The organism is Delftia sp. JD2 (assembly GCF_001682645.1).
Classification (GTDB): domain Bacteria; phylum Pseudomonadota; class Gammaproteobacteria; order Burkholderiales; family Burkholderiaceae_C; genus Comamonas; species Comamonas acidovorans.
The window spans coordinates 56,629-72,890 of sequence record NZ_LFJT01000032.1; the positions used below are offsets into that span (position 1 = coordinate 56,629).

At 66.3% G+C, this 16,262-nt stretch carries 15 protein-coding genes; 3 read left to right on the forward strand and 12 right to left on the reverse strand.

All coding sequences use genetic code 11. From position 1 onward, the window contains the following. Positions 1 to 190 precede the first annotated feature (190 nt). From rpsJ to ACM14_RS18035, 10 genes are all read right to left on the reverse strand, one after another. On the reverse strand, positions 191 to 502 hold the full coding sequence (gene rpsJ, locus ACM14_RS17990; protein ID WP_003059431.1) for a 30S ribosomal protein S10: 312 nt from the start codon (positions 500 to 502) through the stop codon (positions 191 to 193). A gap of 24 nt (positions 503 to 526) precedes the next feature. Further along, entirely contained in the window at positions 527 to 1,717 is a 1,191-nt protein-coding gene (gene tuf, locus ACM14_RS17995) for an elongation factor Tu (protein WP_013800249.1), read from the reverse strand. Positions 1,718 to 1,891: 174 nt separating this feature from the next. Continuing rightward, positions 1,892 to 4,000: an elongation factor G gene (fusA, locus tag ACM14_RS18000; protein WP_013800248.1), complete on the reverse strand. Its 2,109-nt coding sequence runs from the start codon at positions 3,998 to 4,000 to the stop codon at positions 1,892 to 1,894. Positions 4,001 to 4,148: 148 nt separating this feature from the next. Beyond that, on the reverse strand, positions 4,149 to 4,622 hold the full coding sequence (gene rpsG / locus ACM14_RS18005) for a 30S ribosomal protein S7 (RefSeq protein WP_012202326.1): 474 nt from the start codon (positions 4,620 to 4,622) through the stop codon (positions 4,149 to 4,151). Between the two features lie 160 nt (positions 4,623 to 4,782). Next, on the reverse strand, positions 4,783 to 5,160 hold the full coding sequence (gene rpsL, locus ACM14_RS18010; RefSeq protein WP_012202325.1) for a 30S ribosomal protein S12: 378 nt from the start codon (positions 5,158 to 5,160) through the stop codon (positions 4,783 to 4,785). 157 nt (positions 5,161 to 5,317) lie between these two features. Then, complete coding sequence (locus tag ACM14_RS18015; protein ID WP_013800247.1) at positions 5,318 to 6,487, reverse strand: D-alanyl-D-alanine carboxypeptidase family protein; 1,170 nt, start codon at positions 6,485 to 6,487, stop codon at positions 5,318 to 5,320. 92 nt (positions 6,488 to 6,579) lie between these two features. Further along, the gene (locus ACM14_RS18020; RefSeq protein WP_012202323.1) at positions 6,580 to 7,215 is read right to left on the reverse strand and encodes an alpha/beta hydrolase; all 636 of its coding nucleotides are present in this window, start codon (positions 7,213 to 7,215) and stop codon (positions 6,580 to 6,582) included. Between the two features lie 80 nt (positions 7,216 to 7,295). Beyond that, positions 7,296 to 7,670 carry a ferredoxin gene (locus ACM14_RS18025; protein ID WP_012202322.1) on the reverse strand — a complete coding sequence of 125 codons (375 nt, stop codon included), beginning with the start codon at positions 7,668 to 7,670 and terminating at the stop codon, positions 7,296 to 7,298. Between the two features lie 10 nt (positions 7,671 to 7,680). Next, positions 7,681 to 8,814: a VanZ family protein gene (locus ACM14_RS18030; protein WP_065346893.1), complete on the reverse strand. Its 1,134-nt coding sequence runs from the start codon at positions 8,812 to 8,814 to the stop codon at positions 7,681 to 7,683. Between the two features lie 31 nt (positions 8,815 to 8,845). Then, on the reverse strand, positions 8,846 to 9,274 hold the full coding sequence (locus ACM14_RS18035) for a CopD family protein (RefSeq protein WP_013800243.1): 429 nt from the start codon (positions 9,272 to 9,274) through the stop codon (positions 8,846 to 8,848). Positions 9,275 to 9,397: 123 nt separating this feature from the next. Here ACM14_RS18035 and hemB point away from each other — a divergent pair, with 123 nt between their 5' ends. Beyond that, entirely contained in the window at positions 9,398 to 10,405 is a 1,008-nt protein-coding gene (gene hemB, locus ACM14_RS18040) for a porphobilinogen synthase (protein WP_013800242.1), read from the forward strand. Positions 10,406 to 10,409: 4 nt separating this feature from the next. Further along, on the forward strand, positions 10,410 to 11,612 hold the full coding sequence (locus ACM14_RS18045; RefSeq protein WP_013800241.1) for a magnesium transporter CorA family protein: 1,203 nt from the start codon (positions 10,410 to 10,412) through the stop codon (positions 11,610 to 11,612). On the opposite strand, the gene ACM14_RS18050 is transcribed toward ACM14_RS18045, so the two are convergent. Together ACM14_RS18050 and ACM14_RS18055 are read right to left on the reverse strand one after the other, a co-directional pair. Then, a complete protein-coding gene (locus ACM14_RS18050) occupies positions 11,609 to 13,537 on the reverse strand; it encodes an ATP-binding protein (RefSeq protein ID WP_254662079.1) in 1,929 nt (642 codons plus the stop codon). The two genes, ACM14_RS18045 and ACM14_RS18050, sit on opposite strands and share 4 nt — an antisense overlap. Before the next feature lie 49 nt (positions 13,538 to 13,586). Then, a complete protein-coding gene (locus tag ACM14_RS18055) occupies positions 13,587 to 14,324 on the reverse strand; it encodes a response regulator transcription factor (RefSeq protein WP_065346895.1) in 738 nt (245 codons plus the stop codon). Positions 14,325 to 14,552: 228 nt separating this feature from the next. Between ACM14_RS18055 and ACM14_RS18060 the strand changes: the two genes are divergently transcribed. Then, on the forward strand, positions 14,553 to 16,262 hold a 1,710-nt coding region (locus ACM14_RS18060), incomplete at its 3' end, for a choice-of-anchor Q domain-containing protein (RefSeq protein WP_302621871.1).

The following is a 16,262-nucleotide window of genomic DNA, read 5'->3' on the forward strand; positions in this document are numbered from 1 at the left end:
GCCGCTGAAACTGCAATTGGCCCAGCGTTGCGCTCCCGCCCCAGATGTCCAAGGCCTTGCGCACGAAAGAAGGTTGATAAAACTTCGCTCAAGAAAGGCGAAGCCCCAAATTTTAACGCGAACTGCCTTTTCAAGCAAGTTCGCGTTAAATCAAAGCCCTTCAACGGCCCCGCAAGGGGCCGTGAAGTTCTTATTGCAGCTTGATCTCGACGTCCACGCCTGCGGGCAGGTCCAGCTTCATCAGAGCGTCAACCGTCTTGTCAGTCGGGTCAACGATGTCCATCAGGCGCTGGTGAGTGCGGATTTCGAACTGGTCGCGGCTGGTCTTGTTGACGTGCGGCGAGCGCAGGATGTCGAAACGCTTCATGCGTGTCGGCAGGGGCACGGGACCCTTGACGATCGCGCCGGTGCGCTTGGCAGTGTCAACGATTTCAGCAGCCGACTGGTCGATCAGCTTGTAGTCAAACGCCTTCAGGCGGATGCGGATTTTTTGCTTGGACATTGTGTATTCCTAGTTTTCCAAGAATTACGCAATGATCTTTGCAACCACGCCAGCGCCCACGGTACGGCCACCTTCGCGGATAGCGAAGCGCAGACCTTCTTCCATGGCGATGGGGGCGATCAGCTTGACGGTGATCGACACGTTGTCGCCAGGCATCACCATTTCCTTGTCGGCGGGCAGCTCGATGGAGCCGGTCACGTCGGTCGTACGGAAATAGAACTGGGGACGGTAGTTGTTGAAGAACGGAGTGTGGCGACCACCTTCGTCCTTGGACAGCACGTACACCTCAGCCGTGAAGTGGGTGTGGGGCTTGATGGAGCCGGGCTTGCACAGCACTTGGCCGCGTTCCACGTCTTCACGCTTGGTGCCGCGCAGCAGCAGGCCCACGTTGTCGCCAGCTTGACCTTGGTCCAGCAGCTTGCGGAACATTTCCACGCCGGTGACGATGGTCTTCTGGGTGTCGCGGATACCGACGATTTCGATTTCTTCGCCGACCTTGATGATGCCGCGCTCGATACGGCCAGTCACCACGGTGCCACGGCCAGAGATCGAGAACACGTCTTCCACGGGCATTGCAAAGGCACCGTCCACAGCGCGCTCGGGCGTGGGGATGTAGGAGTCCAGTGCTTCAGCCAGGCGCAGGATGGCAGGTTCGCCCTTGTCGGACTGGTCGCCTTCCAGGGCCAGCTTGGCCGAGCCGCGGATGATGGGGGTGTCGTCGCCGGGGAAGTCGTACTTGGCAAGCAGCTCGCGCACTTCCATTTCGACCAGTTCCAGCAGCTCTTCGTCGTCCACCATGTCGCACTTGTTCAGGAACACGATGATGTAGGGCACGCCCACCTGACGGGCCAGCAGGATGTGCTCGCGGGTCTGGGGCATGGGGCCGTCAGCGGCCGAGCACACCAGGATGGCGCCGTCCATTTGAGCAGCGCCGGTGATCATGTTCTTGACGTAGTCGGCGTGGCCGGGGCAGTCAACGTGAGCGTAGTGGCGACCGGCCGTTTCGTACTCGACGTGGGCGGTGTTGATCGTGATGCCGCGAGCCTTTTCTTCAGGTGCTGCGTCGATCTGGTCGTAAGCCTTGGCTTCGCCGCCGAACTTCTTGGACAGAACGGTAGCGATAGCAGCCGTCAGGGTCGTCTTGCCGTGGTCCACGTGACCGATGGTGCCAACGTTGACGTGCGGCTTGTTCCGCTGGAATTTTTCTTTTGCCATGATTTCTCCGAAAGAGCAAAACCTGTGTGATGTTTAAGGTCTGCACCCCATTGCTTGGTCGCCCCGCACAGGTGACAGGGCGGCATGGGATCGCAGACCGGCAAAAACCGCAGCACCCCGGCGCCAAGACGCCTGGGTGCTGCGATTCAAAAGCCTTCAATTATACAAAAAAGCTTACTTCGAGCGAGCAGCAACGATGGCTTCGGCCACGTTACGGGGAGCTTCAGAGTAGTGCTTGAACTCCATCGTGTACGTAGCGCGACCTTGCGTCTGCGAGCGCAGCGACGTGGCGTAGCCGAACATTTCCGACAGAGGCACTTCAGCCTTGATGGACTTGCCGCCGCCGGCCATGTCGTCCATGCCCTGCACCATGCCGCGACGCGAGGACAGATCGCCCATCACGGTACCGGCGTAGTCTTCAGGCGTCTCGACTTCCACAGCCATCATGGGTTCCAGGATGACGGGGCTGGCCTTGCGGGCAGCTTCCTTGAAACCGAAGATGGCGGCCATCTTGAACGCCATTTCGTTCGAGTCCACATCGTGGTACGAACCGAAGGTCAGCGTGACCTTCACGTCCACGACGGGGTAGCCAGCCAGCACGCCGGAAGTCAGCGCTTCGATCACGCCCTTCTCGACTGCGGGGATGTATTCGCGAGGAACCACACCGCCCTTGATGGCGTCGACGAACTCGAAGCCCTTGCCGGGTTCCTGGGGTTCGACCGTGAACACCACGTGGCCGTACTGACCCTTACCACCGGACTGGCGAACGAACTTGCCGTCCACGTCCACGACCTTCTGGCGAATGGTTTCGCGGTAGGCAACCTGGGGCTTGCCCACGTTGGCTTCCACGTTGAATTCGCGCTTCATGCGGTCAACGATGATTTCCAGGTGCAGCTCGCCCATGCCGGCGATGATGGTCTGGCCCGATTCTTCGTCGGTACGCACGCGGAACGACGGATCTTCGGCAGCCAGGCGCGACAGGGCGATGCCCATCTTTTCCTGGTCGGCCTTGGACTTGGGCTCCACGGCCTGTGCAATCACGGGCTCGGGGAAGACCATGCGTTCCAGCACGATGGGGGCGTCCACGGAGCACAGCGTTTCGCCGGTCGTCACGTCCTTCAGGCCCACGCAGGCAGCGATGTCGCCGGCGCGGATTTCTTCGACTTCCACGCGCTCGTTGGCCATCATCTGCACGATACGGCCGATGCGTTCCTTCTTGCCCTTGACCGAGTTGAACACGGTGTCGCCCTTGGTCAGGACGCCCGAGTACACGCGCACGAAGGTCAGCTGACCGACGAACGGGTCGGTCATCAGCTTGAAGGCCAGTGCCGCAAACTTTTCACCGTCGTCGGCCTTGCGGCTGAGCTTGGTTTCTTCGTTTTCGGGATCGGTACCGGTGACGTCAGGGATGTCCACAGGCGCCGGCAGGTAGTCGATCACGGCGTCCAGCATGCGCTGCACACCCTTGTTCTTGAAAGCGGTACCGCACAGCATGGGCTGGATTTCGGTAGCCAGCGTACGAGCGCGCAGGCCGGCCTTCACGTCTTCTTCGGACAGAGTACCTTCTTCCAGGTACTTGTTCATCAGCTCTTCGCTGGCTTCAGCGGCGGCTTCCACGAGGTTCTCACGCCACTTGTTGGCGGTCTCCACCAGCTCGGCGGGGATCTCGTGGTATTCGAACTTCATGCCTTGCGAGGCTTCGTCCCAGATGATGGCCTTCATCTTGACGAGGTCGACCACGCCCTTGAAGTTGTCTTCGGCGCCGATCGGGATCACGACGGGCACGGGGTTGGCCTTCAGGCGCAGCTTCATCTGGTCAACGACCTTGAAGAAGTTGGCACCGGTACGGTCCATCTTGTTCACGAAGGCCAGACGGGGCACCTTGTACTTGTTGGCTTGGCGCCACACGGTTTCCGACTGGGGCTGCACGCCGCCCACGGCGCAGTACACCATGCAGGCACCGTCCAGCACGCGCATGGAACGCTCCACCTCAATGGTGAAGTCCACGTGGCCGGGGGTGTCGATGATGTTGAAACGGTGTTCGGGGTAGGACAGGTCCATGCCCTTCCAGAAGCAGGTCACTGCAGCGGAAGTGATGGTGATGCCGCGCTCTTGCTCTTGCTCCATCCAGTCGGTCGTAGCAGCGCCGTCGTGCACTTCGCCCAGCTTGTGGGTCACACCGGTATAGAACAGGATACGTTCCGTGGTGGTGGTTTTGCCTGCGTCGATGTGGGCGGAGATACCGATGTTGCGGTAGCGCTCGATGGGGGTCTTGCGAGCCATGATGGATCCTTGATCGTATGGAGGGAGTCTCTGCCCGTTCCAGCCTCATGGTGCAGACGGACAGCAGTCTTATCTGGGGATGCTCCTAATCGAGACAAGGCCGCAGGCAAAAATGCATGCGGCCTGTCTGATCGGGAGCGAAGTGCTCTTAGAAGCGGAAGTGGCTGAATGCCTTGTTGGCTTCGGCCATGCGGTGAACTTCGTCACGGCGCTTCATGGCGCCGCCACGGCCTTCGGTGGCCTCGAGCAGCTCGTTGGCCAGGCGCTGGGCCATGGACTTCTCGCCGCGCTTGCGGGCGGCTTCCTTCAGCCAACGCATGGACAGGGCCAGGCGACGCACGGGGCGCACTTCGACGGGCACTTGGTAGTTGGCACCGCCAACACGGCGGGACTTCACTTCGACCATGGGCTTGACGTTGTTGATGGCAACAACGAAGGCTTCCAGCGGGTCTTTGTCAGGGTGCTTCTTTTGAATCAGGTCCAGGGCACCGTAGATGATGCGTTCTGCGACCGCCTTCTTGCCGCCTTCCATGATCACGTTCATGAACTTGGACAGCTCGACATTGCCGAACTTGGGATCCGGCAGGATTTCACGTTTGGGGACTTCGCGACGACGTGGCATTTTTTACCTCTATCTTGCTTCAGTTGGCATCTTTTCAGACACCGCGAGAGTCAACAGGACTCCCACTTACTCGACCCGCGCAAAACACTTGCGTTTGGGGTCACTACGCTGAATCTCGCGCCACGCGGGATACAGCACCTTCCTCGAAAAAACGCAGGGCTTACTTGGCCTTGGGCTTCTTCGCGCCGTACTTGGAACGGGATTGCTTGCGGTCCTTGACGCCTTGCAGGTCAAGGGAGCCACGCACGATGTGGTAACGCACACCGGGCAAGTCCTTCACACGGCCGCCGCGCACCAGAACAACGCTGTGCTCTTGCAGGTTGTGGCCTTCACCACCGATGTAGGAGATGACCTCGAAGCCGTTGGTCAGGCGCACCTTGGCAACCTTACGCAGAGCGGAGTTAGGCTTCTTAGGCGTCGTGGTGTACACACGGGTGCACACGCCGCGGCGCTGAGGGCAGTTTTCCATAGCAGGGCTCTTGGATTTGACAACTTCGACCGTGCGGCCCTGACGCACGAGTTGGTTAATGGTTGGCATTAATAAACGTCCCTAAACGTGAATTGCTTGCGAAAAGCGAAAACGTGAATCCCTTCGGAAATTCCGAAAAGCCCTCGACTGTACCAGCTTGCGGGAGATCGCACAACTGCACCCCCTTCAAGCCAGTACGCGAGGGCCTGCGCGACAGGCGCGGGGCTTACTTGATCCAGAGGCGGATCGCATCCCAGGCCCGGCCGAAGAAGCCTGCCTGCTCCACGCCTTCCAGCGCCACCAGCGGCACTTCGGCCACGGTGTCGGCACCCATCTTGACCTTGAGCGTGCCCATGGCCTGGCCCTTGGTGAACGGGGCGATCAGCGGGTCCTGGCGCACGACTTCGGTGCTCAGCTTGCCGCCGCTGCCGGCCGGCACGGTGACCACGATGGGCGTGGTGCGGCCGATCTTGACGGTGTTCGCCTTGCCCTTCCAGACTTCGGGCGTGGCCACGGCCTGCTCGGCATCGAACAGCTTGACCGAATCGAAGGCCGCATAGCCCCAGTTCAGCAGCTTCTGGCTTTCATTGGCACGCGCGTTCTCGCTGGCCGCGCCCAGCACGATGGAGATCAGGCGGCGGCTGCCCACGTTGGGCAGATCGCGCTTGGCGGTGGCCACCAGGCAGTAGCCGGCGGCGGCCGTGTGGCCGGTCTTGAGGCCATCGACGGTCGGGTCGCGGAACAGCAGCGAGTTGCGGTTGGTGCCGTTGGAGGCCGGCGTGCCCGGATAGAAGTACTTCTTGGTCGAGTAGTAGTGCATGTACTCGGGGAAGTCCTGCATCAGGCGCTGGGCGAGGATGGACAGGTCGCGTGCCGTGGTCAGGTGGCCGGGCTCGGTCAGGCCTTCGGGGTTCTTGTAGCTGGTGTTCTTCATGCCCAGCGCCTTGGCCTGCTCGTTCATGAGCCGCACGAAGTTCTCGGCCGAGCCGCCCACGCCTTCGGCCAGGGCCATGGTGGCGTCGTTGCCGGACTGCACGATCATGCCCTTGACCAGGTCATCGACCGGCACCTGCATCTTGGGGTCGATGAACATGCGCGAGCCGGGCATCTTCCAGGCGCGCTCGCTCACGGGCAGGCGCTGCTCCAGCGTGATCTTCTTGGCGCGCAGCGCGTCGAAGACCAGGTAGCCGGTCATCAGCTTGGTCAGCGAGGCCTGCTCGATGGGCGCATCGATGTCCTTGGCGCCCAGCACCTGGTTGGCGGTGACATCGACCAGCAGATAGTTGCGCGCCGCGATTTCGGGCGGCTGGGGCGGGGTGATCTGCGCCAGCGCCAGGGCCGGCGCCATGGCGGCCGCCAGTGCCAGGACTCGCAGCGTGGAGGAAAGTGGCTTCATGAGGAAAACTCTCGCTAAAGGGCAGGGAATGCAGGAAAGGCGAAAACATGCCCGCCCGATGGGGCAGGCCTGTTGAGCAGCGGCGCGGGCCGCTAGGGGAGTGAGCGCAAATGGCGGACCACGAGGCTTTTGAGCAGCGGCAATTGTCCGTGAAAGAAATGACCGCCTCCGGGCACGACGGTAACAGGCAGTATCTGCGGGCGCGCCCAGTCCATGACAGCAGACAGAGGCACCGTGTCATCGGCTTCGCCGTGCACCACCAGGGTCCGGTCATGGGCTTCGGGCGGGACAGGCGCCACGGTGAAACGGCTGGCCGCCGTACCCACCAGCACCGCCTTTTCCACCCGACCCTCGTTCCAGAGCCCCGCCAGCACATGGCTGGTGACGAAGGCTCCGAATGAGAAGCCGGCCAGCGCGATCGGTCCTTCGGGGGCGACCTGGCGGACCACGGACAGCATGTCCTGGGCCTCGCCAACGCCTGCGTCGTGCTCGCCGGCACTGGCGCCCACGCCGCGGAAGTTGAATCGCACGGCCGTGTAGCCGCACTGCACGAAGGCACGCGCCAGGGTCTGCACCACCTTGTTGTCCATGGTGCCGCCGAACAGCGGATGGGGGTGGGCGATGATGGCCACGCCGCGCGGCGGTGCATCGGCGGCCGGCGCATCGCGCAGGGCCTCCACGGCCCCGGCAAGGCCGGTCAAGGTCAAACGTTCGGTCTGCGCATTCACAATCGCTATCCTAGTAGTAGCAGCCAATCCAAGCTGACAAAGCACTGATGCCCGGAAAGGCCCAAAGTTCCAGCCGGTGCTCAGCGGCCCACGTCGGGCGGCAGCAGCAGGCGCTCCACGGGCTGGCCGTTCTTGAGGTGGGACTCGACGATCTCGTCGATGTCGGACTCGTCCACGAAGGTGTACCAGGTGCCTTCGGGGTAGACCACGGCCACGGGACCGCCCGCGCAGCGGTCCAGGCAACCGGCCTTGTTCACGCGCACCTGGCCCTTGCCGGCCAGGCCCAGCTGCTTGACCTGCTTCTTGCAGTGGTCAAAGCCCGCCTTGGCGCCGTGCAGCGCACAGCAGTCCTCGCCGTTGGGTCTCTCGTTGAGGCAAAAGAAGATGTGGCGCGCATAGTAGTTGCCTGCGCCTTGCTGGCCGCTGTCGGCCCCGGGACGTGGGTGTTCGCTCATGGAGCGGATTCTAGGCCTGCGGCACTGCAGGCGCCGGGGGCGGCGGCGGTGCCGCATCGCGGCGCGCCAGCCTGAGCAGCACATAGACCAGGGTCGCATAGGGCCACAGCCAGCCCAGCCACTGGCCCAGCCCGTAGAAGCGGATGAAGCGGCCCTGCTCCCAGGCCTGCAGCGTTTCCGAGAAATAGGCGCTGGTGGGCGCCTGGTTCAGGATGCTCAATTGCAGCACCAGCACCAGCAGCAAGAGGGCCGCACAGGCCCGGCGCGGCAGCGGCATGGCCACCATGGCCAGGCCCAGGCCACCCCACACGCCCATGCGCACCGGCAGGTCCACCCACTCCCAGGCATGGGCCGGCCCCCAGCTCAACGCGGCCGACAGTGCCGAGACACCGATGCCGATCACCACCGCAGAGCCCGCCAGCATGGCGCGCCGGCCCATGTGGCGCATTACGCAGTAGGCCAGCAGACAGGGCACCCACAGGCCCAGCATCACGCACAGCATCTCGGTCACGGGCGACAGCGGCGTCAGCGCGGACTCGCGCAGCGGCAGCCACATGAGGAAGGGCGTGCCTTCGAGCAGATCCAGCAGCCCCTGCTCCAGCCGCTCCAGCACCTGGCCCAGGCCAAAGGGCACGGCGGCGGGAAAGAGCAGCGCCCAGGGCCACAGCGCCAGCAGCACCATGGCGCCGCCGCCGTCCTCGCCCAGCCAGTGGGTACGAAATGCGCTCCAGCGCGCCAGCGCGCCCAGCCGCTCCAGCAGCAGCGCCACCAGCGCCCCCAGCAGGGTGCCGCCCGCATTGAGCACCAGGTCCAGGTTGGAGGGAACGCGCCGCGGCAGGTAGATCTGCAGGAACTCCATGCCCAGCGACAGCAGCGTGCCGGCCAGCGCCGCCAGCGGCACGGCCGCGCGCGGGCTGCCGCTGCGCACCAGGGCCAGCGCCAGGAAAAAGCCCAGCGGCGCGTAGCCGACGATATTGATGTTGATGTCGAACCAGGTCCAGTACGGCGGCGGGATCTTTGCCGTCAGGAAGACCAGCGGATCAATGCCCTGGGCACGCCAGCCATCGAAAGGAAACAGGCTGGCGAAAACGATGAGCACCGCATAGACCAGCGCCAGCGGCCAGGCCGAAGTCTTTTGCACCACGCCCTGCCTCCCTCTTCGTTGGATCGGTTTCTCAGAAAGGTTTGACGACCACCAGGATGACGATGGCCACCAGCAGCAGCACCGGCACCTCGTTGAAGAAGCGGAACCAGCGGTGGCTGTGCTGGTCCCGGTTGTCGATCAGCTTGCGCAGCAGGCGCGCGCAGGCGTGGTGGTAGCCGATGACCAGCAGCACGCCGGCCAGCTTGGCATGCATCCAGCCGTTGCCCGGCCCCTTGCCGATGCCGTAGCCCAGGTACAGCCACAGGCCCAGGCCCAGTGCAGGCACGGCCAGCAGCGTGGTGAAGCGCAGCAGCTTGCGTGCCATCAGCAGCAGGCGCTCGCGCTCGGCCACCGAGCCGGGCGTGACCATGGCCACGTTGACGAAGATGCGAGGCAGATAGAACAGGCCCGCAAACCAGCTTGCCACGAAAACGATATGAAAGGCTTTGACCCACAGCATGCGGGCAGTGTACGTGCGTACAGGGGTGCGCCAGGCTGCGCAGGCGCAAAAGCCGAGTCCCGCGTGCCGGCGTCGTCGCAAGGGTTGCGGGGCCTGCGGCGGGAATGGGGCACAATTTTCGGCATGCATCTGTCCAGCCCCACCCCCTTCCCGCACAACCGCCCCCGCCGCCTGCGCCGCGACGCCTTCACGCGCAATCTGGTGCGCGAGAACGTGCTCACGGCCCATGACTTCATCTACCCCGTGTTCGTGCACGAAGGCACGAACCAGCGCGAGGCCGTGCCCTCCATGCCCGGCGTGGACCGCCTGAGCCTGGACCTGCTGCTGCCCGTGGCCGAGCAGTGCGTGCAGCTGGAGATCCCGTTCCTGGCGCTGTTCCCCGCCATCGAGACCTCGCTGAAGACGCCCGACGGCAAGGAGGCACTCAACCCCGACGGCCTGATCCCGCGCGTGGTGCGTGCGCTCAAGAAGGAATTCCCGCAACTGGGCGTGATGACCGACGTGGCCCTGGACCCCTACACCAGCCACGGCCAGGACGGCATCCTGGATGAGTCCGGCTACATCATCAACGACGAGACCGTGCAGGTCCTGGTGGGCCAGGCCCTGAACCATGCCGAGGCCGGCGTGGACATGGTGGCGCCCAGCGACATGATGGACGGCCGCATCGGTGCCATCCGCGAGGCGCTGGAGGCCCACGGCCACATCCACACCCGCATCATGGCCTACAGCGCCAAGTACGCCAGCGCCTTCTACGGTCCGTTCCGCGACGCCGTGGGCACGCGCGGCGCGCTGGGCAAGGCCGACAAGAACGTCTACCAGATGGACCCCGCCAACACCGACGAAGCCCTGCGCGAAGTCGCCCAGGACCTGGCCGAAGGCGCCGACATGGTCATGGTCAAGCCCGGCATGCCGTACCTGGACGTGGTGCGCCGCGTCAAGGACGAGTTCGGCGTGCCCACCTTCGCCTACCAGGTCAGCGGCGAGTACGCCATGCTCAAGGCCGCCGCCGCCAACGGCTGGCTGGACCATGACCAGGTGATGATGGAATCGCTGCTGGCCTTCAAGCGCGCGGGTGCCGACGGCATCCTGACCTACTTCGCCATCGACGCCGCGCGCAAGCTGCGCGGCTGAGCGCATGCAGCCGGTGACGCCGCCCGCGGGAGCCGCTCCCGCCGCCAGGAACATGCGCATCTTCCACCTGCAGCCGGGCGGCGCCACCGAACTGGCCGCCCTGCCCGACCAGGCGCCCGCGCAGGGATTCGTCTGGATCTCCTGCACCCGCGCCACCTTGCAGGAGCGGCTGGCCGAGGTGCAGCGCACGCTGCAGCTGCTGTCGGGCCAGCAGCTGGTGGACCTGCATGTCTCGGACCTGCTCAACGCCCAGCTGCCCTCGCGCTACGACTACACCTCGCAGTACGACCTGCTGGTCTTTCGCCGCCTGGCCAGCGGGCAGGCACGTGCCGCCCCGCAGGCCGGCACGGCCTCTTCGCCTGCGGCGCAGGCGCTGCCCCCCTCACCTCCCGTGCGCCGCACAGGCCCGCCCGTGCTGCGCAACATCGACACCAGTCCCGTGGGCTTTGCCATGTTCGATCAGGTGCTGCTGTCCGTGCACCCCGACGACTGCACCGTGCGCGACGCCTATGCCGCGCGGCTGCTGGCCGCCGTGCCCAATGACCCGCGCGAGGGACGGCTGAACCCCACCTCCGGCACGCGGCTGCCTGCCAGCCCGCCCGACCTCATGCTGCGCGTGGTCAACCTCATCGTGGACGGCTTCCTGGACCTGCGCCGCGAACTGTCGCGCCAGCTGGACCACTGGCAGACCGAGCTGCTGCGCCCGCGCACGCGCTTTGCCAACTGGAGCGCGCTACTGGACGCACGCCTGGCCCTGCACGAGCTGGACGAGGTCTGCGAAGACCAGCGCGCCGCCGTGCAGGACTGGACGGACGCGCTGGAGACCTGGGCGCCGCCTGAAGATGCGGCGGCGCTGCGCGAGCTGGACCTGCTCAAGGTGCGCAGCCGCGACGTGCTGGAACACATAGAGCGCGTGGTCCACCACGTGCGGCGGCTGGAGCAAAGCACCGAGACCGTGGTGCAGATGCATTTTTCGGTGCAGAGCAACCGCACCAACGACATCATGCGCACGCTGACCGCGCTGACGGCCGTCTTCCTGCCGCTGAACCTGATTGCCGGCATCTTCGGCATGAATTTCGAGTTCATCCCCCTGGTGCACAAGCAGGACGGCTTCTGGTGGGCCATGGGCTCGATGACGACGATTGCCGTGGGCCTGACCGTGTTCTTCTGGCGCAAGCGCTACATGGCGCGCACGGCGCAGGACTAGGGCCCCGCCCGCTCCAGCGGCATCCACAGCGTGAAGCGATTGCCGCCGGCCAGCGGCACCCAGTCCAGCCGCGCCTGCAGCGCCAGCGCGCGCGTGCGCATGTTCACCAGTCCCTTGCGGCCCTCGGTGGGTGCCTGGGCGCGGTCGAAGGGGTGGCCGTCGTCCTCCACCAGCACCTGCACGCCGGCCCGGCCGTCCAGGGGGGCCTGGGCCGTGCGCACCGTGATCTCGCGCGCGCCGCTGTGCTTGATGATGTTGGTCAGCACCTCCTGCAGGATGCGCAGCACATGCAGGGCGGCCTGCGCGTCCAGCCAGGGCAGCGCGGGCAGGTCGCTCACCTCCCAGTGCAGCCGCAGCCCCGCCCCCTCCAGGCGCGGCCCCAGCCGGTAGCGCAGCCCGGCCAGCAGCGCCAGCAGGTCGCAGTCCAGCGGCTCCAGCGAATCGATGGACAGCTTCAGGTCATCGATGCACTCCTGCAGCAGCTGCACCAGGTCCACCGTGCCGGCCTGGTTGAACTCCACCACGCGCAGCGCGCTCATCAGCGAAGAGCCCACGCCGTCGTGCATCTCGCGCATCAGGCGCTGGCGCTCCTGCATCAGCGTCTGTTCGCGCTCCACGGCCAGCAGGCGCTCATGGGCCTGGGCCAGCTCGGCCTCCTGGGCCTTGAGCCGTTCCGCCAGATGCAGGTTGGCGTTCTCGGCCACGGCCAGCGCGCCGTTGTAACGCCGGTAGGCCACCAGCAGGAACAGCGTGAACAGCCCCAGGTACACATAGGGCGTGAGGTAGATGCTCTCTATGCTGATCAGGTAGCTCTGCAGCGCCAGGTCATGGAAGCCGATGGGAAACGACAGCAGCATCCACACGGCCAGCATGGTGCTGCCGCCATCGCGCATGCGCCAGGCGCCCGCCACGGCCATGCACAGCACCAGGATCTCCGGCGGCACCATCAGCAGCCGCAGCAGCGGCAGGATGGTCTCGTGCGCCGGCCCCCACAGCGGCACCGCCACCAGCAGCACCGTGCCCACATAGCCCTGCAGCACCCTGCCCAGCCATGGCCGGCGCCTGCGCTGCATCAGGCACAGGAAATGGAAGGCCGCCACCGTGGCGCCCATGAGGCCGGCCAGCGTCAGCCAGGAGAACCAGCCGTCCGACAGGGCCAGCCCCTCGCCGTCCACCATGAACTGCAGCGAGCCCAGCAACTGGCACAGCGACATCAGGAAGAACAGCAGGAACACCACATCCCCGCGCCGCCGCTGCAGCGTCCACAGCGCCAGCGCGAACAGGCCCAGCACCAGGTAGGAGCCCGCCGTATAGACCACCAGATCGGCCTGGAGCAGGCTGCGCAGCCGCCAGGACAGGCGCAGCGACTCGGCCGGCCCCGCCCACAGGCTGGACAGCGCCCCGCCCACGCCCTGCTGGCTGGCCATGCGCACATGCACCTGCAGCGGCCTGCCCGGCTGCGCCAGCCCGCCCAGGTCCAGCCACACCGGCCGGTTGAAACTGTTCCACACCCGGCTGCCGCGCGTCTGCCAGGCCAGCTTCCCATCCACATACACCGCCACCGTGCCCACCGTCTGCCAGCGCGGGATATACAGGCGCGCGCCCTGGGGCGTGGGTGCCAGCGCCTCGGGCGGCACCACGGCGCGGAACCAGCGCACCTCGGGCGGCGCCGCGGCCAGGTCGCCGCTGCCCGACACGGCCCTGTCGCCCCCATAGGGCAGGTCCACATCGCTCCACGGCGTCGATGCATCCAGCACCGCGTCATCGGCCGACGCAAGCGCCGCAGGCGGCGCCCAGTGCGGGCTGTCCGACCGCCACAGCTGCGCCTGGCGCAGTTGCACCGCTTCGCATGCGGCGGGGCCACGCAGCCCGAACGCCCCCGCCAGCAGCATCGCCAGCGCCACCAGCCCCGCCGAAACCAGCAAGACCCTCCCCTGCCGCAGCGGCTGCGTCATCTGCCCACCCTGGCGGTGCTCATTGCCGCCCCTCTGCCAGCCAGCCGCGCTGCAACGCCACATGCATCATCTGCGTGCGGCTGGACACCTGCAGCTTGCCGTAGATGCGCCGCACGAAGGTACGCACCGTATGGCGCGACACGCCCAGCTGGCGCGCCACCTCGTCCAGCGTATGGCCGCGCGCCACCAGGCGCAGCACCTCCAGCTCGCGCGTGGACAGCGCCTGCGCGGCGGCCTGCGGCTCCACAGACCGTTCCAGCCCGGCCACCGCCCCGGCCCGCTGCTGGCGCAGCAGCAGCTTGCGCGCCACCATGGGATTGATGGGGCTGCCGCCCGCGTGCAGGCTGCGCACTTCCTCCAGCACCGCGTCGGCGGCCAGGTCCTTGAGCAGATAGCCCATGGCGCCGGCCTCGATGGCGGCCAGCACATGCTGCTCGTCGCCAAAGATGGTGCTGACCATCACCGCCGCCCCGGGGTGGCGGGTGCGCACGGCAGCAATCACCTCCAGGCCGCTGCCGTCGGGCAGGCCCAGGTCCACCAGCATCACGTCCATGGCACCGGCCCCATCGGCGCGGCCGAGCTGGTGCAGGGCCTCCGCGCGGCTGGCTGCCGCCCAGCACAGGACCATGTCCTTCGCGGCATTGATCACGCCCACCAGGGCGTGGCGGCAGGCGGCGTCGTCCTCCACCACGGCCACGCGGATGGGTGTGGCGCCACCCGTCGCGGCGGCAGAGTAAGGGTCTGTGTGCGTGTCCATGGACGTGGAGTGCGTGGCGAGGGCCGCATGTTCACATGGAACAAGACCGCTGTCATGTCGCCCGGATAGGCGACATGGGCGGCATGGGTGACACGGGCGGCATGGCGCCCCCGCCCCCTCTCATCGCCCATGTAGCCCGAACGGGGGACATACAGAAAGCCGGACACCCCATAGATTTGCCCTCTTCAGCACATCACCGAGATGCTGTGCCTACCGAGGGGGTCCGCCATGTCCATCATCCATCTGTCTGCTGCAGCCGACGTACCACCCATACCCGCGCCGAGCCCCCGGGTCCGGACATTGCCGGGCCTGGCGGGCGGGTTGGCACTGGCCCTTGCCGGCGCCGCGGCCCAGGCCGCCACACTCACCGTCACCACCGCCGGCGAGATTGCAGACACCGAGCCGCTGTCTCGTGCGCAATGCTCGCCTGCCGCAGGCGACCGCAACTGCGACACCCTGCGCGATGCCATCAACCATGCCGCCGATGGCGACACCATCGTCTTCGGCGCGGCCCTGGATGGGCAGACCATCTCGCTGACCCGCTTTACCAACTGCCTGGACACCGGGCAGGCCGCCGGCGCCACCTGCCTGCCGCTGGCCAGCTGGCCCGGCTACGTCTCGCAGTTCGGCCCCAGCGCCTTCTTCATCAGCGGCAAGCGCATCACCATCGATGCCACCGCCAATGGCCTGACGCCCCAGGGCGTGAGCGTGCAGCGCCTCGGGACCGCACCCGGTTTCCGGCTGTTCGACATCGATGCGCAGGGTGGCCTGGTCCTGCGCGGCCTGACCCTGGCCGGGGGGCAGGCCACAGGCGGCTCCAGCCGCTTTGGCGGCGGCGCGCTGGGTGCGGGCGGTGCCATCTTCAATCGGGGCCAGCTCACCATCGAACGCAGCACGCTCACGCGCAATCACGCACAAGGGGGGCAAGGAGGCAGGCTTTCCTTGAACTCCTTTGCAGGTGCCGGCGTGGGCGAGGATGCGACTTTTTCCCCGGGGGGAGGGCCGAACGCTGGCGGCCCGGACGATGGCGGCCTGGGCGGTGGCAGTAGCAGCGCCAACGGCAAGAACGGCGGCTTCGGTGGTGGCGGCGGCGGCTCCGGCGGTGGCGGCTTTGGCGGTGGTGGTGGCCGTCGTGGCAGCGGTGGCGGCTTCGGCGCTGGCAACGGTGGGGGCGGCGCCTTCGACGCTGGCGGTGGCGCAGGCGCCATGGGAGGGGCCATTTTCAACAACGCAGGCACCTTGACGCTGAACCAGGTCACCCTCGCTGGCAACGGTGCACACGGCGGGCTGGGCAACAGCAGCGGCGGCGGCGCCGGCCTGGGTGGCGCCGTTTTCAACTACAACGGCGTGCTCACCATCCGTTTCTCCACCCTGGCCGGCAATACCGTGCAGGCCAATGGCGACGACAACCCTGCCGCGCAAGGCGGCGCCATCTACAGCCTGGGCGATTCCCAGGCCGCCTGCAGTGCGGGTGGCAACATCAGTTGCACCCGCAGCGGCGCCTCGCTGGAGATGCAGGCGAGCATTGCCCAGGGCAGCGTGTTCGAGCCGGCCACCAAACAGCCCGCTGGCAGGGACGTGGTGCTGGACCTGCGCAATGGCGGCACCAGCGATGCCAGCGGCAGCGACAACCTGCTGGGCTTGGCGCAGGCCCTGAACGATGCCGACATCAGCGCCCTGGCCTTCACCACGGGCAACCCGCAGCTCGGCCCCCTGGCCAGCCACGGCGGCCCTACCCAGACCATGCTGAACGGCACCGGCAGCCCGGCACTGGACGGGGTGGCCTGCACGGCCGCACCCGGCACGGACCAGCGCGGCGTGGTCCGCCCCCAGGGTGCGCGGTGTGACATCGGCGCCGTGGAGGCGAACGTCTTCCAGGCGGCATTGACCGTTCTGACCAGCGGCGCGGGCCGCGTCATCGATGGTCTCGCCCAGGAT

What these genes read in the sequence shown, in the direction of transcription:
- rpsJ (WP_003059431.1), bottom strand. Translation starts at nt 502, where the DNA reads ATGTCCAAGCAAAAAATCCGCATCCGCCTGAAGGCGTTTGACTACAAG.
- tuf (WP_013800249.1), bottom strand. Translation starts at nt 1,717, where the DNA reads ATGGCAAAAGAAAAATTCCAGCGGAACAAGCCGCACGTCAACGTTGGC.
- fusA (WP_013800248.1), bottom strand. Translation starts at nt 4,000, where the DNA reads ATGGCTCGCAAGACCCCCATCGAGCGCTACCGCAACATCGGTATCTCC.
- rpsG (WP_012202326.1), bottom strand. Translation starts at nt 4,622, where the DNA reads ATGCCACGTCGTCGCGAAGTCCCCAAACGTGAAATCCTGCCGGATCCC.
- rpsL (WP_012202325.1), bottom strand. Translation starts at nt 5,160, where the DNA reads ATGCCAACCATTAACCAACTCGTGCGTCAGGGCCGCACGGTCGAAGTT.
- ACM14_RS18015 (WP_013800247.1), bottom strand. Translation starts at nt 6,487, where the DNA reads ATGAAGCCACTTTCCTCCACGCTGCGAGTCCTGGCACTGGCGGCCGCC.
- ACM14_RS18025 (WP_012202322.1), bottom strand. Translation starts at nt 7,670, where the DNA reads ATGAGCGAACACCCACGTCCCGGGGCCGACAGCGGCCAGCAAGGCGCA.
- ACM14_RS18035 (WP_013800243.1), bottom strand. Translation starts at nt 9,274, where the DNA reads ATGCTGTGGGTCAAAGCCTTTCATATCGTTTTCGTGGCAAGCTGGTTT.
- hemB (WP_013800242.1), top strand. Translation starts at nt 9,398, where the DNA reads ATGCATCTGTCCAGCCCCACCCCCTTCCCGCACAACCGCCCCCGCCGC.
- ACM14_RS18045 (WP_013800241.1), top strand. Translation starts at nt 10,410, where the DNA reads ATGCAGCCGGTGACGCCGCCCGCGGGAGCCGCTCCCGCCGCCAGGAAC.
- ACM14_RS18055 (WP_065346895.1), bottom strand. Translation starts at nt 14,324, where the DNA reads ATGGACACGCACACAGACCCTTACTCTGCCGCCGCGACGGGTGGCGCC.